A 20763-nucleotide genomic window follows, 5' to 3' on the forward strand; every position below is an offset into this window, starting at 1 on the left:
GTTCAGAGCCTCCGCAGATAGTGCCTGCTGAGGAAGGCGTCGTCGCCCGCCGGGCGGCTGGGCGCGCGGGCCGGCTGCGGGGCCGAGACCACGGTGACTTCGATGCGGCCGATGCTGAGCCGCGGCGCGGTGTCGGCGGTGCTGCCGCGCGCCGGCGGCGCCTGGACGGCGGCGGGCATGGCGTGCTCGGTCGCCGCATGCGGGTTGTCGGCACGGGCTGTCGCGGTCACGGTGTTCGCCAGCTCGACCGCTGCCGCGCGAGCGGTTTCGGCGGTGCTTGCGGGCCGGGCGCCGGGCATTGCCTGGCTCAGGATGGCCTCTGGCGCATCCGTCGAGGTCGCTGCGGAGGCTGCCGCAGTCGGCATCGCCGACGCAGTCAGGGCTGGCGGTGGCGCGGCCGGAGTGGGGGCTCCGGAAAGCGGGTCTCCAGAAGGGGCACCCCGCCCCGTTGCCCGTCTCATTCCGTCAGAGCTGTCTATCCGTGAAACAAGGTCGCCACGGTGATCGAGCGGTGAAGGCGCGAGGTTCGAGGCTACTGAAGACCCGGTCGCGACAGCGTAATGAAACCGATGCAACGAATCCGGAGAAACCAGCTGCTCTTGCTCGTCCGTAACGCCGAGTGTCCGCAAGCTTGCCTGTTCTTTACCTGTTTCCAGGCCATCAATCGAGGTAACAAACTGGAGCGTAGCGTCAACATCAAAATCCCCAACCGGGGCGTGGAGTGAGCCTTGCGCAGTGGCGGCCGCGTCCACAGCCCGAGGGGCGGGTGGTGCCGGCGGCTCCTTGCCGCCGTCCTTCTGGAGCCGGTATACGGTGAGCGCCTCGCCCTCGTCCTGGGGCTCGGGCTCATCGCAGGAAGGGGCCGAGGCGTCCGCCATGCGGCGCAGGGTGGCGCGCGGCAAGGGGCGGGTGGCATCGGCGAGGGTGTCGGCGAACAGGCCCATGGTCGGCTCACTGCGTCATGCCGCGCGCGGCGTCGATCAGCCGCAGGTAGTGGGCGCGCCGGCCCGAGGGCAGGGCGAGGATCTCGGCCTCGCTCCAGTGGTAGTGCCAGGCCAGCCGGTGTACCTCGGTCAGCAGCGGCGCGGCGCTGTGGCCGAGCACCGCATAGGGGTCGAGCCCGACGGCGTTGGCGGCGCCACACTCGGGGCAGGTGGCCGCGACCTCGCAGACCACCTCCGGCAACAGGGCTTCGAGTGCCGCCTCGCAACGGGCGATGTCGGCCTCCGCCAACGTGGTGGGGAGGGCGCTGGCTGCGCCGGGATCGCGCACTTCCAGCCGCCGCAGGAGGGCGTCGCGGCGCTGCTCGGCGGGTTCGCGCAGGATGCGGATCTGGTCGGCGCCGGTGGGCACGCGCAGGGTCAGGGGGCGGCGGGCGATCGTGACCCGGGCATAGGGAAAGCCGGGTGCCGCGGGTTTGGCCGGCAGGTCGGCGTAATCCAGATGGAAGTCGAAGCCCGCGGCACAGTGCCGGCACCGGGCGTCGAACCAGCCGCCGGGGTGGCCGAGATGGACGTCCAATGCACGCATCAGGAACTGGCGGTCGGCCACGCACAGGGCATCGACCCCGTCGCGCGTCGGCGCGGCATCGCCGAGCCGGGACAGGGCGGCTAGCAGGGCGCGGGAAACTGCGTCCGGCGTGCTGTCGGCCATGTCTGCCACTTCGGCCAGCGCGAGCACCAGCCGGCCGTCCGCCGGATGGAAGGCGTAGTCGCGGACGAGGCCGCCTTCGGCCGGAAGGCCGCCGGGCAGCGTGCCGGGGAGGGTGGCCGACATCGCGCGGACCTCAGGTTTCCGCCGGTTCCGCGACCGCGGTGTCGCGCTGCCAGCCTTCGTGCTGCAGCACCACCGACTGGATGCCGACCGCGTTCATGGTGCCGGCGTCGAGGTCGGGCAGGGCCTGGTATTCCGATACCCAGGCGCGGAAAACCTTGTACGAGATCGCCACCTGGCCCTGCAGATTGAGCACGTTGATGACGATGTCCTTGCGGAAGTTCTTCAGCGACATCGCCGCATCGCCGCCGATGTTGTTGACCAGCGCGGCCCAGTTCTCGAACACCGGATCGTGCGACAGCCCCTGCTCCAGCGTGATCGGCTCGTAGCTGGTGCCGCCGGGCAGGATGCGTTCGCTGCTCGGGTCGCCGGCGGTGCGCCACTTGATGGGTTCGGTCTTGCGCTTCAGGGCGCTCATCTTCTTGAGCCCGGCGACCGGGCGGCCGTCGATCAGGATCTGAAACTTGAAGGTGCGGTAGGGATCGTGGCGGTGGGTGTTCACCGGAAACATCGGGGCGGCCATGTCGGTATCTCCTGTTCTCGAGACGCGGCGCTTACTGCTGCGCGACCTTCTGCTGGATGCGGACGATGACGAACTCGGCCGGCTTCAGGGGCGCGAAACCCACCAGCACGATGACCTGGCCGCGGTCGATGTCGTCCTGGGTCATGGTCTGGCCGAGGCCGCAGCGCACGAAGTAGGCGTCGTTGGCCTTCTCGCCCTGGAAGGCGCCGACGCGGAACAGCCCGTTCATGAAGGATTCGATGTTGGCCCGCAGCGAGGACCACAGGCGGTGGTCGTTGGGTTCGAACACCGCCCACTGGATGCCGTTGTAGATGCTCTCCTCGATGAAGATCGCGGTGCGCCGCACCGGCACGTAGCGCCATTCCGGGTTGGCGCGCGTGGAGCGGGTGCGCGTGCCCCACACCACCGGGCCGAAGCCGGGCATGCGGCGGATGGCATTGACGCCGGCCGGGTTGAGGTAGTCCTGTTCCGTGTCTTCGACCACGAATTCGAGCGAGGCGGCGCCGAGCAAGGGGAACTCGATGCCGGCGGGTGCCTTCCACACGCCGCGGCGGGCATCGGTGCGCGACCACAAGCCGGCCACGAAGGCCGCCGGCGACACCAGCACGGTGCGCGGCGCGGCCGGGTTGGCGTCCGGGTTGTAGAAGGGGTTGGCGACATGCACCCAGGGGTAGTAGGTCACCGCGTAGGTGGAGGTGGGCAGGTCGAGGTTGTTCACCTCGGTCTCGCTGGTGTATTCGTCGCCGGGTTCGGGGTCGACGATCATCATCCGGTTGCGGATGGTTTCGCAGTGGCCGATGCCGAGGTTGAGGATGGTCCGGTTGGCCGCGCTGCTCCAGGCCAGGCCCGGCATCAGCAGGATGTTGATGTCGCGCACCTTGATCAGCGCGGTGAGGATGGCGCTGTAGTCGGCCTGCGCCGGCACGTTGCCGTTGCCGCCGCCGGCCAGCGTCACCGACACCGGCGGCGCGGCTTCCAGCCGGGTGCGCAGGGCCGCGGCACCGCCACCGGGCAGTGTGATGCGGATCAACGAGGAGGCGGCGTTGATGACGCTCTGCATGTCGGTTGGGGTGCCGGGCTCCGGCACGAGGTCGGCGAAGCTTTCCTGGGGGACGAACTCGCTGCCGTCCAGCGTGCCGACCTGCACGGTGAAGCGGGTGGTGCCGCCCAGTGTACGGGGGGTGAAGCGCACCACCAGGCCGTCGGCCCAGCTGCCGGGATTGGCGGCCTCGATGGTCAGCAGGTCTGTGGTGTCGGCGAGGTCGCGCACTGCGGCCGCGGATTCGGCACCGCTGCCGGCGGCGATCGCGCGCACGATGTAGGCCTTGGTGCCGCCGTTCATGAAGAAGGCGCTCACCGCATGACCCATCTCGTCGCCGCGTGGCGTGCTGTTGTCCTCCCGCAGGCCGCCGAAGCTGCGCTGGTAGTCGTCCCAGCTGCCGATCAGCACCGGCGTGGCGACCGGGCCGCGCACCACGTAGCCGATGAAGCAGGCGGTGGAGGTGCCGACGCCTTCGATCGGGCGCGATCCGCTGGGGAGTTCCTCGATGTAGACACCGGGATGCAGGTAGCTGGCCATGTTATGTCCCTCGCAGGAAGGTCAGGGCGGCCCCGGGCGCAGCTGCGGCGGGGAGCGGGAGGAGTGGTGGGAGCGGGTCAGGGTGTGGCGTCGCGGCCGACCAGGATCTGGATGCGGGCGCGCTTGGTGTTGTCCGCTGCGGGATGACTGTTGCTGAGCTTCAATGACAATGGCGCGACCGCGAACAGCGTTGCCACGCCGCGGCCGTGGAACTGCGGGCCGAGCAGCGCCACCGCGGGCGAATCGGTGCTGCCGTCGCTGGTCTTGAACTGGATCTCGGGGCCGTACAGGCTGGACTGGATGGCGAAGAGACCGAGCTGCGTGGCCGCGCCAGGCTGGATCTCGACCACCATATCGGTGGTGCCGGGGGCAACGACGACATCGATGACGTCATACGCATCCACGGTTTCGCGGTGTTCGACGATCCAGCTTGGGCCGCCGGTGATCGCGAGGTTTACGCTGAGCTTGAGGTCGGGCATCTGTCTCTCCCCGAAAGCACGGTAACGCAACCGGATATGCTCAAGGCTAGGAGATGAAATGGCAGTGTCAAGGACGGTTACAGGCACCTGGTCGGCGTGAAGCCGGGCCGGACTCAGGGCTGCGCCGATACCGGGGGAGGCGCATGGAACAAGGCCGTTCGGGAAGCCCGCCTTAGCGGATATACTCGGCCCTGCACCGAATCCATGGCCACGGGCCGCTCCGCATGTCATTCAACATTCCCAATTCCCTGACCTGGGCGCGCATCGCGCTGATCCCGATCTTCGTCGGCATCTTCTATCTGCCCGACAGCTGGTTCCCGGTGGCGGAGAAGAATCTGTTCGCGACGGTGATCTTCATCATCGCCGCGATCACCGACTGGTTCGACGGCTACCTCGCGCGCGCGCTAAGTCAGACCTCCGCCTTCGGCGCTTTCCTCGACCCGGTGGCCGACAAGCTGATGGTCGCCGCGGCGCTCATCCTGCTGGTCCAGCTGGCCCGGGTGGATGCGATCATCGCGGTGGTCATCATCGGCCGCGAAATCACCATTTCTGCGTTGCGCGAGTGGATGGCGCGGGTGGGCGAATCGGCCAGCGTGGCCGTTGCCTACATCGGCAAACTCAAGACCGCCGCACAGATGACAGCGATTCCGCTGCTGCTATACAATGCGCCCCTCTTGGCGATCGACCTTCGTTTCGTCGGCAGTGTGTTGATCTATGTGGCGGCGGCATTGACGCTGTGGTCAATGGGTTATTACCTGCACAAGGCCATGCCGCGGCTGGCCCGGCACAAGGAATGAACGAAAAAGTTAAGCGAAAGCTTGACAGGCTGTAAAAGCTGCCTATAATGGCGGTCTTTCCCGAGCGGGAATAGCTCAGTTGGTAGAGCGCAACCTTGCCAAGGTTGAGGTCGCGAGTTCGAGACTCGTTTCCCGCTCCAAAGAATTTTTGAAGCAGACAGCAGCATCGTCTGGTTCCGAGGCGCCCGAGAGGGAGTGCCGACCAAGAAGGTTTAGGCGCGATAGCAAAGCGGTTATGCACCGGATTGCAAATCCGTGTAGGTCGGTTCGACTCCGGCTCGCGCCTCCAGAGGTAAACGCGGGAATAGCTCAGTTGGTAGAGCGCAACCTTGCCAAGGTTGAGGTCGCGAGTTCGAGACTCGTTTCCCGCTCCAGATGCACTGCTACGGAGTTCCACTGAATTCCGCAAGCTGTTGAAAAAAGGGACTTCGGTCCCTTTTTTCATTCCAGCGGGTTCCGCTGGAAACCACCCCCAGCCACGATTTTTTAGTACATCTTCTAGTACATCAATCGGGGCGAGCGGCGGTTCGGTTTCCTCCGGGTGTGGCCCCGCTGCAGGCGGTACATCTCTCCTCAATCCTACGAGACGGGGAGATGTACGATGCCTCTCACAGACACGGCCGTCCGTCTGGCCAAACCCACCGGCAGGGACTACACGCTCAAGGACGGGGAGGGCCTGGCGCTCTTCGTCGGCGCCAGCGGGGCGAAGAACTGGCACTTCCGGTTCTCGTGGGCCGGCAAGCAACCCCGCATCTCGCTGGGCACCTATCCCGAGATCAGCCTCAAGGAAGCCCGCGAACTCCGCGACCAAGCCCGCGCGCTCGTCGCCAAGGGAGTCGATCCCCGCATCCACCGCCGACAGGAACGCAAGGCGGCGCTCCTCGCCGCGTCCAACACCTTCGAGGCGGTGTTTCGATCCTGGCGCGACTTCAAGGCGCTGAGCCTCAAGACCGGGCGCCAAAGCACCCTGTCGCAGATCGACCGTATCTTCAAGAAGGACCTGCTGCCGGCGCTGGGCCCGCAATCCATCTTCGAGATCACGCGCGCCGATTTGCTGGAGGTCCTGCGCAAGATCGAGCGTCGCGGCGCACACACGACCGCCGAGAAGTGCCGGACCTGGTTCAACCAGCTCTTCCGCTACGCAATGGTCGAGGTCGAGTTGCAGAGCAACCCGGCGGCGGATCTCGACATCGTGGCGATGCCGAAGCCGCGCGTGAAGCACAACCCCTTCCTGCGCATGGAGCAGCTCCCGGCGTTCCTGGTGAAGCTGCGTCACTATGGCGGCGATCTCAACACGCAACTGGGATTGCGCCTGCTGCTGCTCACCGGCGTGCGTACCGGCGAACTGCGCTCCGCAGTGCCGGGGCAGTTCGACCTCGAGCGCAGCCTCTGGATCGTCCCCCCGGAGAACGTGAAGCAACTGCAGGAGCAGATGCGCAAGGAGAACAAGGACTGCACGGAGATTCCGCCCTACCTGGTGCCACTGCCTCGGCAGGCGGTTGCGATCGTCCGAGAACTGCTCCGCGCCAAGTCCCCAGCCCAGCGCTACTTGCTGCCACACCGCAGCGAGCCCAGGGAGCGCATCAGCGAGAACACTCTCAACGCCGCGCTCAAGCGCATGGGCTACAAAGGCCTGCTCACGGGGCACGGTATCCGGGCGACGATCTCCACCGCACTCAACGAGTTGGGCTACCACAAGGACTGGGTGGAGGCCCAGCTTTCCCATGCCGACACCGATCAGATTCGGGCAAGCTACAACCACGCCGAGTACGTGGAGCAACGCCGGGCCATGATGCAGGACTGGGCGGACCGCTTGGACCAGTGCGAGATGCAAGGCCTGCAGGCCGATCCGGAAATGGCGCCCTCGACGCAGCGGAAGCGGCGCGGCGATGACCATCCGCTGTTGTCTGTTCCCGTCGTCGAGCCCCTTCCGATCCGCGACGGTCATGTGGAGAGCGCGTCCGCCGAGGTGGCGGCGGCAGGCGAGGGCGATGAAACGGAAAAATCACCGGTGCTCACGCTTATCGCGCGCAAAGATCAGCGTCCGCAGCCGGTCTTGACCGAAATCCAGCGCGAACGGGCCATGATGTTGTCGACTTTCGAGTCCCCCCACAACCTCCCGCTGCCGGCGTTCGCCAAGCTGGTGGGCAAGTCGCGTCATCAGATCAACCGGGACATTCAGGCCCGTCGCCTGCTGTCGCTCGCCATGGGCAACCGGGGGCAGCGCATTCCGGACTGGCAGTTGGACCCGGTGCGCCAGGACTTCACTCGCGCTGTCCTGGTGCGCGTCGGCGATCTCGACAGCTGGATGTTATATCGCGCCCTGTGCGAGCCGGTGGATACTCTGGGCGGACTGTCCCCGCTGGAGGCGGTGGTCGCCGGCGGCGCCCGCGAAGCCATGCATGCGGTGCTTGGCGTCCTGGGTGTGCTCGGCGAGCCAGGACAAGCGATGACGGCACTGCGGCAGGTGGTCTAGTGCGAATCCGGTGATGACTCCCCGTCCAGATCGCCCATGCGCATCGAGCCGACGCGCATGGCGCGCCGGGCGAACCGGGACAAGTTGTCGCTGGCTTCGGCTTGCGGCCGCAGCAAGTAGGTGATCAACTGCGGCGACAGCACGGCCAGCGGGCGCATCACCACGCCGAGCGGGCGGTAGGCGACAATCTGTGCGGCCGGCGCCAGGCCGATGCCGTAGCCTGCAGCCACGAGGGTCATCATCAAGTCGGAGGACGCGACTCGTTCGGCCACGATGGGGGCGTCGGTGACGTTATGAAGGATGCGATCGACTTGCCGATGGATTCCCGCGCAGGCTGTCGGATGCCATAGCACCATCGGATAGCGCAGCGCCTCGGGCAACGGGACGTGCGTGTAGGTCAGTAGGGGTGAGCGCGCCGGCAAGGCGAGCGCAAGGGGCTCTTGCCAGATGGGCTCGGCAGTCAGTCCGCTGTTCTCCACGCCGGATGTCGCCAGGCCTACGTCGTACAAGCCAGTCAGCAAACCGTCGACCTGCTGGCCAAGGATGGTTTCGGACAGGGAAAGCTCAACGTCTGGCTCCTCGATGCGTTGAAGGGCCAGAAGACTAGCCAGTGGTGGCTGAGCACCGGCCTCACTGATGACAAGCCGGAGCCGGGAGGTGCCGGGGGCGTGCGTCGGCATTGGTGTCGTCCGAATGGATGGTTGCCCGAAGATTAGCACCGTTGAGTTAAATTTAACGTGGTTTAATACGTGCTGACATTCGACGCTTCTGCCGATGCAGAAGCGTCCGATACAACGCGGCCGTCCCGCCGGTTCCACCACATTTGAAGCTGAGCCCGCGCTGGCCTTTGGTGCTGCGGTACGGGAGTCCAGGACCGCTCAAGGTGTGGCTCAAGAGACGCTCGCACACCGTGCCGGCATCGAACGATCCCACATGGGCAAGATCGAGCGCGGCGAGCACATGCCGACTCTGGCCTTGATTATCCGAATCGCCCGAGCGTTGGGGTGCAGTGCGACGGCGCTGATGGCGGAGACCGAGCGGAAGCTCGGAGCGCTCAAAGAAGGGCAAGGATGACAGCGCAGCGGCGAGATCCTGACTGGCTGGTTCAAAGCCGGATAGCCGCGCTTCCCGACGGAGTGCAGGCGCAGCCTTGAGGCGCACGCTGGGGCGGGGCGAGATTCACTGAGCAGCGAATATTCCCACTGGGTCGAATATTCGATATAGTGCCATTATTCGCTGTGCAGGAAATAACGGCTACCATGTTCGAGTCCCACGCTGCTGAACGCGCCCTCATCGAGCAGTTCCTGGAGTCGCTTCAGGGGCTGCCGGGGGGGCACGCCGAGCTAGGTACGCTGGATTCTGCCGCCGAGCTCGCTGATCGGGGATTCGATGCCAAGGTCGACCTGAGCGTCGCGGGCAAGTCGCTCGTCCTGCTGCTCGAGATCAAGAAAGCCGTCTATCCCCGGGATGTGCGCCAGCTGCTTTGGCAGCTCAAGGCCCTGAACCTGGGACAGTACGCCGCCGATGCGCAGTCCTTGCTCCTGGCCGATTCCATCTCCCCCGGCGCCAAGGAACTGCTGAGGGCCGAGCACGTTGGCTACTACGACAGCGGAGGAAGCCTGTTTCTGTCGGCTCCAGGTGTCTACGTCTACATCGACAAGCCGCCCCCGAAACCATTGGAGAAGTCGGTGCGCTCGCTGTTCTCCGGGCGACGCGCGCAGGTGTTGCACACACTTCTGGTTCATCACGAGGTCTGGTTCGGTGTCACCGAGGTAGCCGAACAGGCCCACGTCGCACCATCTACCGCTTCGGACGTGCTGACCGAGCTGGACAAGTTCGACTGGCTGGTGTCCCGCGGGCAGGGGCCCGGCAAGGAACGCCATCTGCGCGAACCTGGTGCGCTGCTCGACGCCTGGGGCAAACAAATCGCTTCCTCGCGCGCGCCGGCACTGCGTCGCTACTACGTGCCCGGTCTGAAGGCTGACGCTCTGATCGAAAGGCTCGGGCAAGTCTTTGACGCGCACCGGGTCGACTATGCGGTGAGCTACGAAGCTGCCGCTCAGCGCTATGCACCTTTCCTGTCCGGTATCTCGCAGGTTCGCACATGGATGCTGCCGGGCTCCGGTGCCGACGCGGCGATAGCCGAACTCGATGCACGCGTCGTCAGCGAAGGCGTCAACCTCGCAGTCATCGAAACGAAGTCGGCCGCGGAGCTGCTGTTCCGTCAGCAGGTCGGCGGCGCCTGGCTGGCGAGCCCTATCCAGGTCTATCTCGATCTGCTGCGCGGAGAAGGTCGCGCCAAGGAGATGGCCGAACATCTACGCAGGGAAAGGATCGGTTTCTGATGGCCAAGCCCACGACACTCGATGGCTACAGCGACCAGTACACGCAGGACTGCGAACGTGTCCTCGTAACGCTGCTGCGCGGGCTTGGGCCGTGGAAAGAGTCGGTCTATCTCGTCGGCGGGCTCACGCCTCGGTATCTGGTGAGGGTGCGGCCGCCCATCGTACCGGCGCATGCCGGCACGCTGGATGTCGACATCGTAATCGACCTGCAGATCCTTGCCGACACGGAGGCGTATCACACGCTCGAAGAGAACCTGAGGAAGATGGGCTTCGAGCGTGCCGAGAACGAAAAGCGACAGAAGCTTTCCTGGCGCTGGCAAACCCGCACTGAACATGGTGCCCTCATGGTGCTGGAACTCCTGGCGGATGCACCAGAGATAGCCGGCGGCAAGGTGCAGCCGCTCCCGACCGATGGAACGATCTCGGCCCTCAACATTCCGCATTCGTCCATTGTCTTCGACCTGCATCAGATCAGCGAGATCGAGGCGGAACTGCTTGGGGGCGATGGCATTGCCGTCGAGAGGATCAAGCATGCCAACCTGGTCAGCTTCACTTGCCTGAAGGCGTTCGCGTTCGACCAGCGCTTCGAGCGAAAGGACGCGCACGACCTGATCTATTGCTTGGAACATGCGCCTGAAGGTGTCGATGCGGTTGCGCAGGCGTTTCGCCAGGAACGTGAAGGCAAGCATGGCCACGTGGTGAGGAGCGCACTCGCCATCTTGTGCGCCCGCTTTGCGCAAGTGGGCGAGACAGAGGGCTATCGCAAAGATGGGCCGGTTGCAGTGGCCAAGTTCGAGTTGGGCGAAGGCGACGAGCCGCAACAACGCGAGGCGAGGGCGCTGCGTCAGCGCGAGGTGAGCGACGTGATCGAACAGTTGCTCGTGCGGATCGTATAGGGGGCGACATGGCGATCAAGGCTATCTTCATCGGCATCAACAAGCACCTCGATCCGACGATTCCGGAACTCAGCGGTGCGAGGCGCGACGCGACGGCGCTCTGGGCGTTGTTTAGCGACACTTTCGACGGCTTGGCAGCGCGCCTACTGCTCGATGAAGCGGCTACCTATGCGGAAGTGACACAGGCCGTCCTTGGCATCCTGGCGGCTGCGCAGCCAGACGACGTGATCGTCGTTTCATTCGCCGGGCATGGCTCCCCCGACGGCAACCTTGTCGTGTTTGACACCGATCCTGCGAATCTCGTGAGCACGGCCGTGTCGATGACCGACCTCGCCGAGGCCTTCAAGGCAACGAAAGCACGGGCCGTCCTGTGTATCCTCGACTGCTGCTTCAGCGGCCAGGCGCCTGCGCGGGTCCTCGAAACGGCGGCACGACCGCGTAGCGCGTTTGCCCTCACCGGCATCCACGGCGAAGGCCGCATCCTGCTGGCCGCGTGCGCGACCAACGAATCCGCGTGGGAGCAGCCCGGGACAGGACACGGATTGCTGACACATGCAGTGATCGAGGCGTGGACCGGTTGCACTGATCCTTCGGTGAGTTTCCCGGAGATTGCGGGCGAGATCATTCGGCTTGCGCGTGTCGAGGCAGAACGCATCAGCGTCACGCAGACCCCCGTGTTCCTGGGCAGTGTGCAAGGCGGGCTGATGTTCCCCACGCTCAAACGCGGCGACAACTACGCTGCGGCTTTCCCCGCGCACGCCATCCAGCAGATGTCGGGAGCGTTCGCCGAGTTCGGCGCGCATGGCTTCCCGTCGGAAGTCGTCGAGCAGTGGGCGGCGGACTTCCCGCAAGGACTGAACGCGCTGCAACTCAAGGCGGTGAACGAGTTCGGCGTGTTGGCTGGCGGCTCCCTGCTGGTCGTCGCACCCACCAGTTCTGGCAAGACCATGATCGGTGAACTGGCCGCGATTCAGGCGGTCTCCTCCGGTAAGAAGGCTGCATTCCTCTTGCCCTATCGCGCGCTCGTAAATGAAAAGTTCGAGGAATTCAGTACACGCTATGCGGCTGCAGGCCTGCGTGTCGTGCGCTGCAGCGGAGATGCGACAGATGGCATTGGGCCCGTGCTAGCGGGGCGGTACGACCTCGGCTTCTTCACCTATGAAACGTTCCTGAACCTTGCATTGGGTTCGTCGCGCCTGCTGAGCCAGCTCGGCCTGGTTGTCGTGGACGAAGGACAGTTCATCACCGACCCGCATCGCGGTATCACGGTCGAACTGATCTTCTCACTGCTTCTGCGAGCGCGGCAACGGGGTATCCAGCCTCAGCTCTTGGTTCTGTCTGCGGTCATCGGCAATCTGAACAGCTTCGATCGTTGGCTTGATGTGCCCTTTCTGGTGTCGCGTGAACGGCCCGTGCCGCTTATCGAAGGCGTGCTCGATCGGCGCGGCACGTTCCAGTATGTCGATACCGATGGGACTACCAAGACTGAGCCGCTATTGCCAGCGCACCGCATCGTGCAACGGCGCGGCAAGCCCAGTTCGCAGGATGTGATCGTCCCGCTGGTGCAGCAACTGGTCGGTCAGGGCGAGAAGCTGCTCGTGTTCCGCAACATGCGCGGCCCGACCCAAGGATGCGCGAAGTACCTCGCCAAAGAACTGGGCCTGGGTCCAGCCACCGGGGTGCTCAATGCGCTGCCCACGCAGGACCTGACGGCGGCCTCGCAGGACTTGCGCGAGTGTCTGGCCGGCGGCACGGCGTTTCACAACACCAATCTGCTGCGCTCGGAGCGCGAAGCGGTCGAGAAGGGCTATCGTAGTCGGGACGGCGGCATCCACGCGCTAGTCGCCACCACGACCTTGGCTGCAGGCATCAACACGCCGGCCTCGACTGTGGTTTTGGCCGAGAACGAGTTCGTTGGTGAGGACGGCAGGAAGTTCACCGTTGCCGAGTACAAGAACATGGCCGGCCGTGCCGGCCGCTTGGGCTTCAACGAAACCGGAAAGGCGATCATCCTGGCCGAGACGCCGATGGAACGTGCGCAGTTGTTTCAGCGCTACGTCATGGGCGTGCCGGAAGACGTGAAGTCATCGTTCCTGCAGCGCGACCTGCCGACTTGGATACTCCGCCTGTTCAGCCAAGTACGCGGCGTTCGCGAGGATGAAATCCCAGGGCTCTTGGTCAATACCTTCGGCGGCTACTCGGCGTCGCGCGCGAATCCTCAATGGATCTCGCTGGTCGAGCGCGACATAGCCGGGCTGATCGGTCGCCTGTTGCAGGTTGGCTTGGCGGAGCGGGAAGGTGACCTAATTCACCTGACCCTTCTCGGGAGAGCCTGCGGAGCTTCGTCGCTCTCGTTCGAGTCGAGCTTGCGCCTGGTCGAACTTATGGCACAACTCGATGCCGCCCGAACGCCGCCACTCCACATGCTGGCTCTGATTCAGGTGTTGGACGAGATGGACGCAGTCTACACGCCGGTGATGAAGAAGGGGCAATCGGAAAGCGTGCGCTTTGCAGATGCGGCGCAGCGGTTCGGACAGCAGATGGCGCAGGCATTGCAGCGCTATTGCCGAGACCAGTTCGAGTTCTGGGCTCGCTGCAAGCGGGCAGCGTTGATGTACGACTGGATCGAAGGTACCGCCATCGACGTGCTGGAAAAGCGCTACTCGACGACGCCGTTCGGCGGAGCCATCGGGTACGGCAACATCATCGGCATCGCCGATGCGACTCGCTTTCACCTGCGGTCGGTGCATCAGATCGTATCGACCCTGCTGCCGGACAAGCCGGAGTTCTTGCAGGGGCTGGACGAGCTCCTGCTGCGGCTTGAGTTCGGTTTGCCGTCATCGGCTCTTCCACTGACGAAACTGCCGGTGCCGCTCACCCGTGGGCAGTGCTTAGCGCTGGCTGCCGTCGGAGTACGCGATACGGCAGCGCTCGATTCCCTGGATGACGATCGCCTTCGCGATTGCGTCGGCGCCGCGGTGGCCGCGTTGCTGCGGCCGCGAGTGGAGGCAGCTTCGGACGTGTGAGGGGGCGGAACAGTGATCCTGACCGACAACGAGACCAAAGTCGATCTACTGAACAACGAGGCCATCGCGACCACGATCATTGGCCTGCTGTGTGCGAGACCGGATCACCCGGTGACGATTGGCGTGCACGGCGATTGGGGGGCGGGCAAGTCCAGCGTGCTCGAAATGGTCGAGGCAGGGTTCGCGGACAAGGAAGAAGTGCTGTGCCTCAAGTTCAACGGGTGGCGCTTCCAGGGCTTCGAGGACGCGAAGATCGCTCTAATCGAAGGCATCGTCACGGGCCTCGTCGAAACACGTCCGGCGCTGACCAAGGCGGCAGCGGCCGTCAAGGATGTATTCAGCCGTATCGACTGGCTGAAGGTTGCCAAGAGAGCGGGGGGGCTGGCTGTCACCGCCTTCACCGGGATTCCGTCGCCCGATCAGGTAGGGGCCATCATCGGCTCTCTCGAAAGGGTTTTGGCGGACCCCGCCAAACTCGCCACGAAGGAAAACCTCTCGGCGGTAATCGACGAGGTGAAGGCCGTACTGAAGTCCGGCGAAACCAAGAGCGTGCCCGAGGAGGTGGAGGCGTTCCGCAAGGCGTTCGACAAGCTGTTGAAGGACGCGGGCATCAAGCAGCTCATCGTCCTGATCGATGACCTTGACCGCTGCTTGCCCGACACGGCCATCGAGACGCTCGAAGCGATCAGGCTGTTTGTGTTCACTGCACGGACGGCTTTCGTGGTCGCGGCCGACGAAGCCATGATCGAGTACGCGGTGCGCAAGCACTTTCCCGATTTGCCAGAGAGCACGGGTCCGCGGGACTATGCCCGCAACTACCTGGAAAAGCTGATCCAGGTTCCATTTCGTATTCCGGCGCTGGGCGAGACCGAAACGAGGATTTACGTCACGCTGTTGTTGGCCGGGGCGGAGATTGGCGAGTCGGATGCCAACTATGCGACGCTCATCGGCGTGGCGCGGGATAAGCTGAAGCGGCCCTGGACCAGTGGCGGACTTGACGCCGCGGCGGTCAAGGCGGCGCTCGGGAAGCAGGCCGAGAAGGCTAACAATGCGCTTGCGCTCAGCGATCAGATCGGTCCGATCCTGGCGAGTGGCACCAAGGGCAATCCTCGTCAGATCAAGCGATTCCTCAATACCTTGCTGCTGCGTGAGCGTACCGCAGTGGCGCGTGGTTTCGGTGACGACATCAAGCTGCCGGTGCTCGCAAAGCTCATGCTCGCGGAGCGCTTCATTCCGAGGCTGTTCGAGCAGATAGCGTTTGCGGCGGCCGTCCATCCGCACGGTCTGTGCGAAGACCTCGAATTACTTGAGAAGAGCCTTACCGCACCCGAAGAGAACGAGGCTCCGACGGGCGAGCGCAAGGGGCACAAAACCGCCGAACCTGCGGCTACGACGGAGAGCGCGGTACTGGCCGAGTGGAGGTCATCAGACACAATTTGCGATTGGGCTCGCGTGTTGCCTATGCTGTCGGGCATTGATCTGCGCCCCTACTTGTTCGTGACGAAGGATAAGAAGGACTACTTCGGCCCGGTGTCCGTGTTGGGCCATCTGGCCGGTGTGGTAGAGAAGCTGTTCGGTGGCAAGATGACCGTCCAGGGGTACGAGTCCGAGTTGAAGCAGCTCGTGCAGCCCGAAGCCGACAAAGTGTTCGAAGCCGTACGCACCAAGATCATGAGCACCGGCACCTTCGATACGATGCCGGCTGGCGTCGATGGCCTCATCGTCCTTGTGAAAGCTCAACCGGGCTTGCAGGGCAGGTTGATGGACTTCCTTGAGGCTTTGCCGAGTGGCAAATGCGGACCCTGGGCTGTTCGCGGATGGCAAGGCGTCATCAAGGATGCGGAGTGCACGGCGCGCCTATCGAAGCTCCTGACCGAGTGGAGCAAAGTTGCCAATAACGCTGGGCTGAAGGCCGCTGCCGAGTTGGCGCTGAAGGACGTGAAGGGGGTTCGCTGATGGGAACCTCTACTGCGTACGGCGGCCCCGGCGGTGGAACTCCGCTAGTTCCGTCGTGGCTCGGTGGTGCCGATGATGGTGCGCCGGCAACGCCTTCACCAGGCCAGGGGACAGGGGCGGATGGGACAACACCTGCAGATGTGGGGGCGCCGCCAGCGGCCCCGAACCGTGCGCCCATCCCCGCGACAGCAGATCCCCAACGCTTTTCGGGCGCTCGCAGCAGCTTTACGCGATTTGCCGGCTCCGGTGGCAGCGACCGAGCCAGCCTCGGCCGAGCAGTTTCGCGATACGTCTCCACTTCGGCTGGTGGCGCACGCCAGTCGGCCCAGCGCATGGGCGCTTCGCGAGGGTCCAGTGCGAGGCTTCTAGGCTTTCTGTCAGATGCGCAAGCGCGTGGTGTTCGCGAAGCATTGCGCGCGGTGAACCTCGAATCCCTGGCCGGGCGCCCGATCACCGAGATCTTTGTTGGCTTGGCCGACTACATCTGCCCTGGTGCGGGCACGGTCGATGAAGGCATCGCCCGTGAGGCGTACATCGAGACCATTGTCGAACTGGCGAGCGAAGGGCTGACCGATCTGTCCACGTTCACTCCCGATCAGATGCAGACAGTGTTCGAGCTGTATGCCACTCATGCGATCGAGGCCAGAATATGCAACGACATCGGCACGAAGGCGGTGACTATGCCGGCAGACGCACAAGCGGCGCATCGCGTCGAGAAGCAACTGCGCGACTTCATTCGCGGTGGCGTGAGCGATGCGCTGACACGGGCTCGCGCCCAGTCCCCGAATCTGACGCCAGAGCGAATTCAGTCGTTCGTGGACACGGTGTACGAGTCGGCGTTTGCGATCTTGCAGGCATTGGGTGATGCGGAGGCTAACCAATGAAGCGGCAACTCTTGGCGGGTCGCTTCGGTCCCGACGACCGCGTCGATGTTCCGACAGGAGCGGATGAGCAAAGGACCTACCTGCAACTCGTCGCTGGCGAGAAATCCTTGGATCATGGCATCGGAGGCGCACTCACCACCTTAAAGAAGCTCGGCGTGTTCCCCTCGGAGATCGGCATCGATCTGCTCGTGCTCGCCGCTCATGTGCATGCGGCGGACACGCGAATCTCTCGCGCCGAGCAGTCGCAGGACTCATGGACACGGGAGATGCGGCTGGTCGTGCCGGTGAGCGACCCGGGTCGTTGGAGTACCGCCGCTCCAACGCTGAAGAAGATGCTGAATTTCTTGACGGGTGATCGGTGGACGATCGGGTTCCGGATACGCCCGCCGCGCTTTGCGGTGATAGCACAGCAGTCCTCGCCAAGCCTGATCTCTCCCCCCTTCGATTCGCTGAGCTTGTTCTCGGGTGGTCTTGACAGCCTGATAGGTGCCGTCGATCTGTTGGAGAGCGGCGCAACTCCTTTGCTGGTCAGCCACTTCGGCGAAGGCTCGACCAGCGATGCACAGGGCAAATTGTTCTCGGGGCTGAAGAAGCAATACGACAAGTCACCATTCGAGCGATTGCGGGTCGGGATGACCTTCGACGACGGTCTTGTGCAGGGTGTCGGGTCGGAGAACAGCACCCGTGGACGGTCGTTCCTATTCTTTGCGCTCGGCGTGTTCGCCGGCACCGGCTTGGCAGGGCGATTCACCCTGCGTGTGCCCGAAAACGGACTCATCGCTTTGAACGTGCCGTTGGATCCTTTGCGGCTCGGCTCCAACAGCACCCGCACCACGCATCCGTATTACATGGCGCGCTGGAACGACCTGTTGGGAGAACTCGGCATTGACGGCGACGTCGAGAACCCCTACTGGGACAAGACGAAGGGGGAGATGGCTTCCAGTTGTCGAAATCCTGAGCTGCTGCAAGAGCTGGCAACGGACTCGTTGTCTTGTTCATCTCCAACGAAGGGACGATGGAAAGGGCTCGGGATCGAGCACTGTGGCTACTGTTTGCCATGCCTCATTCGCCGCGCAGCCCTGGAAGCCGCGTGGGGATCCGGAAGTGACCGGACGACATATACCGTCTCAGACCTCCATGCACAATCGCTGGATACCCGCGAATCGATTGGCAAGCAGGTCCGTTCTTTTCAGTATGCGATTGAGCGACTGAGAGGCAACCCTCAGCTCGCCAATCTTCTGATCCACAAGCCCGGCTCGCTTGCCGACGAACCTGCGCGGCTGGATCGGCTCGCGGACGTCTACCGACGTGGTCTTGATGAAGTCGCGCAGCTGATCAATGGCGTTGAGGCAAGGCCGAGCTGATGGAGGATCGCGCATGATCGCCACAGCGGGGCTCGTGGACTTCCACTGTCACCTCGATCTGTATCCGGACCACCCGGCGGCGGTGCAGGAGGCCGAGAGGGCGGGCGTATTCACGCTGGCGGTAACGACAACGCCGCGAGCGTGGCCTCGGAACCATGAGCTGGCGCAGCGCACGAAGCATGTGAGAGCGGCGCTCGGGCTGCATCCGCAGTTGGTTGCGGAGCGTGCGAGCGAACTCGATCTGTGGGATCGCTACCTGCCCGAGGCGCGGTACGTCGGCGAAGTCGGCCTTGACGCTGGTCCGCGATTCTTCAAGTCACTGGATGCGCAGAGGCGGGTGTTCCAGCATGTCCTGCAGCGCTGCGCGGAGGCTGGCGACAAGATCATCACGGTCCACAGTGTTAGGTCGGCAAGAGCGGTTCTTGACTACCTTGAAGCGTACCTGCCACCAGACAAAGGCAAGGTAGTGCTTCACTGGTTCACGGGAACAAAGAGCGAGGCCAAGCGTGCCCTTGAACTGGGCTGTTACTTCTCGATTAATGCGGCCATGTTGAGCAATGAACGACATGCGCCGATGGTGCAATCAATCCCATTGAATCGGTTGCTCACAGAGACGGATGGCCCATTCACACAAGTGGGTGAGAGACACTCGAAGCCATCCGATGTCGCGTTGGCGGTTGAGGGACTCGGCCGGCTACATCGATTGTCGGCTGAGCAAATCGCCACGACTGTACGCAATAACTTGCGGAGCTTAGTAAACGGATAGAGATTGGCTGCCCAACTGTCGACGCGTTCCTCAGCAGCCCTATGTTCCATCCATGAGCTTCAAATAGGGATTATTGACTGGCAGCTCTTCGAAGATCGCTCCCGGTGAGTTGAGCAGATAGCCGTGCAGCCGCCGCGACTTGCGCGGCCCCGTCACCTCGCAGGTCCAGATGTTCAGGCCGTTGGGCTGTTTGTGGTGTAACTGCAGGCGTTCGAAGCGCTTCTGCACCCATTGCCAGTCGGCGAGCTCGGCCTCCTTGGCTTGTTTCGCCACCACGGGGTGTTCCTGCGCATAGCGTTGAAACACTCCGGGGCTGACCAAGTAGGCGGTATCGGCCACGGTGTGCACCAGGGCCTTGGCGTCGTTGATGATGAGCTTGCGGGTCTGGATGCCGTTCCGCAGCCAGGCGATGAAATGCTCGCCGGAGGGCTCGATCATGGACGGGAGCACCATTTCCGAGGCGATCGATGGCACTTCGGCCGGTGCGGTCCCTGCTGCTGGAGGTGGCGGGGCGAGCGGTTCGGTACCGGCCGAGGTGGCCGAGGGCAGTGCGTGCAACGCAGGCGGCTCACCGAGCATCTCCAGCAGGCCGGAGAACGGGTCGGCCGGAACGATGTCGGTAGCGACGGCCACGGGGGCGGTATCAACTGCGGCTGCCTCAGCGGTCACCGTGGCCGGCGCCGCGGGCGATGGGCCGGCCTCGCGCGATGCCTCGCCTTGTTCGATGCGCACCGTCCCCGCGAACGGCGCCGGCCGCTCACCGGCATCCCAGATCAGCGCCGGCGACAGCTTGAGGAAGGTGAAGCTGTGCGACCAGCCTGCGTCGCTCGTGACGGTGGCCTTCCAGATCGCCTTGCCGTCCGGTGTGGCCTGCAGGATGCCGTGGTCCTGCAGTACGTTGAATACCGCCGAGTTGCTTTCCGGGATGCCGTCGAGGCCCTGCGACAGCAGGTGGGCGCGTAGCTTGTCGGAGACGGTCTTGCTGACCAGCCAGAGCGCGTCCTGGGTCAGCCAGCCGTCCGAGGCTTGCGGCTGGTTCAGCCTGAGCTCCTCCTTGAGCAGATAGCGCAGCCCCTCTAGCAGTTTGCGCTGCAGCGCGTGTTTGGGCGCGGCCAGGGCCTTGGCCGGATCGCCGCCGAGCGCCTGGGCCACGGAGGCCTGGTCGGCCTGTACGACCAGCTCGCCCAGCACGCCAGCGTGCTCGCATTGGCCGGCCAGCACGTACAGCAAGGCGGCCCACAGATCCGGGTATCCGCTGAGCCAGTCGAGGATCTCGCGATCGAGCACCTGGTAGTAGAGCAGCCCGGTCGCGGCGCCGTGCAAGCGGTACTCGCGATCCTTGCGGTAACGGAAGCGGTACGGCCGATCCAGCGGGCCATGCCAGGGGTGCCAAGTGCTGCCGTCGGCGTATTCGACGTGGACATCGACGGCGATCTTGCCGATGTCGTGCAGCAACGCGGCGTAAGCGGTGCCGGCGGTCCAGGCTTCCGCCTGGGCGGCCTGCGCCTCGGGCGGGGCGCCCGCCGGCAGGAGGTGCGATTGCCGCAGCTTCAGCGCGTAGGCGACGATCTCCAGGCCATGGTCCAGCATGCCGCCCGGATAGGCGTGGTGGTGGCTTTCGGAGGCGGGGAACAGCTGGACCAGCTCGGCGTAGCGCTCGAGCGGCGTCCGGTACAAGGTGGCGAACTGCCGCCGGGAAAGCGAGGTGCGCTGCCAGATGTGCTCCAGCAGTTTCTGGCGTCGCGGCGTGGCCAGCAGTGCGGTCGCCGACTGCGGCCGCGTCAGCCCTTTGGGAGCCTCGGCAGGGCCGGATGGCGATGTGCCAGCCGATGGCGGCGCCTTCTTGCGCTGGAACAGCGTGAGCATGGTGACGATCCCTGTGGTCGTGGCGGGGAGGAG

The 20763-nt window shown here is 64.4% G+C and carries 17 protein-coding genes and 3 tRNA genes; 13 read left to right on the forward strand and 7 right to left on the reverse strand.

Annotated elements, in window-relative coordinates; genetic code table 11:
- Positions 1-2 precede the first annotated feature (2 nt).
- From CJ010_RS10310 to CJ010_RS10330, 5 genes are all read right to left on the reverse strand, one after another.
- Entirely contained in the window at positions 3-230 is a 228-nt protein-coding gene (locus CJ010_RS10310) for a hypothetical protein (protein WP_141017955.1), read from the reverse strand.
- Positions 231-951: 721 nt separating this feature from the next.
- Complete coding sequence (locus CJ010_RS10315; RefSeq protein ID WP_141017956.1) at positions 952-1776, reverse strand: hypothetical protein; 825 nt, start codon at positions 1774-1776, stop codon at positions 952-954.
- A gap of 10 nt (positions 1777-1786) precedes the next feature.
- Positions 1787-2296, reverse strand: a complete 510-nt coding sequence (locus CJ010_RS10320) for a phage tail protein (protein WP_141017957.1) — start codon at positions 2294-2296, stop codon at positions 1787-1789.
- A gap of 31 nt (positions 2297-2327) precedes the next feature.
- On the reverse strand, positions 2328-3875 hold the full coding sequence (locus CJ010_RS10325) for a phage tail sheath C-terminal domain-containing protein (protein WP_141017958.1): 1548 nt from the start codon (positions 3873-3875) through the stop codon (positions 2328-2330).
- A 77-nt stretch (positions 3876-3952) separates the two neighbouring features.
- Positions 3953-4354, reverse strand: a complete 402-nt coding sequence (locus CJ010_RS10330) for a hypothetical protein (RefSeq protein WP_141017959.1) — start codon at positions 4352-4354, stop codon at positions 3953-3955.
- Positions 4355-4578: 224 nt separating this feature from the next.
- Here CJ010_RS10330 and pgsA point away from each other — a divergent pair, with 224 nt between their 5' ends.
- The 5 genes from pgsA (at position 4579) to CJ010_RS10355 (ending at position 7627) form a co-directional block, all read left to right on the forward strand.
- Positions 4579-5151 carry a CDP-diacylglycerol--glycerol-3-phosphate 3-phosphatidyltransferase gene (pgsA, locus tag CJ010_RS10335; RefSeq protein WP_141017960.1) on the forward strand — a complete coding sequence of 191 codons (573 nt, stop codon included), beginning with the start codon at positions 4579-4581 and terminating at the stop codon, positions 5149-5151.
- A 64-nt stretch (positions 5152-5215) separates the two neighbouring features.
- Positions 5216-5291, forward strand: a tRNA-Gly gene (locus CJ010_RS10340).
- 75 nt (positions 5292-5366) lie between these two features.
- Positions 5367-5440 (forward strand) — tRNA-Cys (locus CJ010_RS10345).
- 9 nt (positions 5441-5449) lie between these two features.
- Positions 5450-5525: transfer RNA gene (locus CJ010_RS10350), tRNA-Gly, on the forward strand.
- 227 nt (positions 5526-5752) lie between these two features.
- Positions 5753-7627, forward strand: a complete 1875-nt coding sequence (locus CJ010_RS10355) for an integrase arm-type DNA-binding domain-containing protein (protein ID WP_141017961.1) — start codon at positions 5753-5755, stop codon at positions 7625-7627.
- On the opposite strand, the gene CJ010_RS10360 is transcribed toward CJ010_RS10355, so the two are convergent.
- Entirely contained in the window at positions 7624-8307 is a 684-nt protein-coding gene (locus CJ010_RS10360) for a LysR family substrate-binding domain-containing protein (protein ID WP_240794553.1), read from the reverse strand. The genes CJ010_RS10355 and CJ010_RS10360 overlap by 4 nt on opposite strands.
- Before the next feature lie 94 nt (positions 8308-8401).
- On the opposite strand from CJ010_RS10360, the gene CJ010_RS10365 reads away from it, so the two are divergent.
- The 8 genes from CJ010_RS10365 (at position 8402) to qatD (ending at position 18864) form a co-directional block, all read left to right on the forward strand.
- Positions 8402-8701, forward strand: coding sequence for a helix-turn-helix domain-containing protein (locus CJ010_RS10365; RefSeq protein ID WP_141017962.1), 300 nt, complete (start codon positions 8402-8404; stop codon positions 8699-8701).
- 185 nt (positions 8702-8886) lie between these two features.
- On the forward strand, positions 8887-9972 hold the full coding sequence (locus tag CJ010_RS10370; RefSeq protein ID WP_141017963.1) for a hypothetical protein: 1086 nt from the start codon (positions 8887-8889) through the stop codon (positions 9970-9972).
- Positions 9972-10868, forward strand: a complete 897-nt coding sequence (locus tag CJ010_RS10375) for an antitoxin (RefSeq protein WP_141017964.1) — start codon at positions 9972-9974, stop codon at positions 10866-10868. Before CJ010_RS10370 ends, CJ010_RS10375 begins: the two co-directional genes overlap by 1 nt.
- 8 nt (positions 10869-10876) lie before the next feature.
- A complete protein-coding gene (locus tag CJ010_RS10380; RefSeq protein ID WP_141017965.1) occupies positions 10877-13894 on the forward strand; it encodes a DEAD/DEAH box helicase in 3018 nt (1005 codons plus the stop codon).
- 12 nt (positions 13895-13906) lie between these two features.
- Complete coding sequence (gene qatA / locus CJ010_RS10385) at positions 13907-15850, forward strand: Qat anti-phage system ATPase QatA (RefSeq protein WP_141017966.1); 1944 nt, start codon at positions 13907-13909, stop codon at positions 15848-15850.
- Positions 15851-16182: 332 nt separating this feature from the next.
- A complete protein-coding gene (gene qatB, locus CJ010_RS25415) occupies positions 16183-16734 on the forward strand; it encodes a Qat anti-phage system associated protein QatB (protein WP_305764631.1) in 552 nt (183 codons plus the stop codon).
- Entirely contained in the window at positions 16731-18098 is a 1368-nt protein-coding gene (gene qatC, locus CJ010_RS10395; protein WP_141017968.1) for a Qat anti-phage system QueC-like protein QatC, read from the forward strand. The genes qatB and qatC overlap by 4 nt, the downstream gene beginning before the upstream one ends.
- 13 nt (positions 18099-18111) lie before the next feature.
- Positions 18112-18864 (forward strand): Qat anti-phage system TatD family nuclease QatD, encoded by a 753-nt coding sequence (gene qatD / locus CJ010_RS10400; RefSeq protein WP_141017969.1) that lies wholly within the window; start codon positions 18112-18114, stop codon positions 18862-18864.
- Between the two features lie 39 nt (positions 18865-18903).
- On the opposite strand, the gene mobH is transcribed toward qatD, so the two are convergent.
- A complete protein-coding gene (mobH, locus tag CJ010_RS10405) occupies positions 18904-20730 on the reverse strand; it encodes a MobH family relaxase (RefSeq protein WP_141017970.1) in 1827 nt (608 codons plus the stop codon).
- Positions 20731-20763 lie beyond the last annotated feature (33 nt).

Source organism: Azoarcus sp. DD4 (assembly GCF_006496635.1).
GTDB lineage: Bacteria > Pseudomonadota > Gammaproteobacteria > Burkholderiales > Rhodocyclaceae > Azoarcus.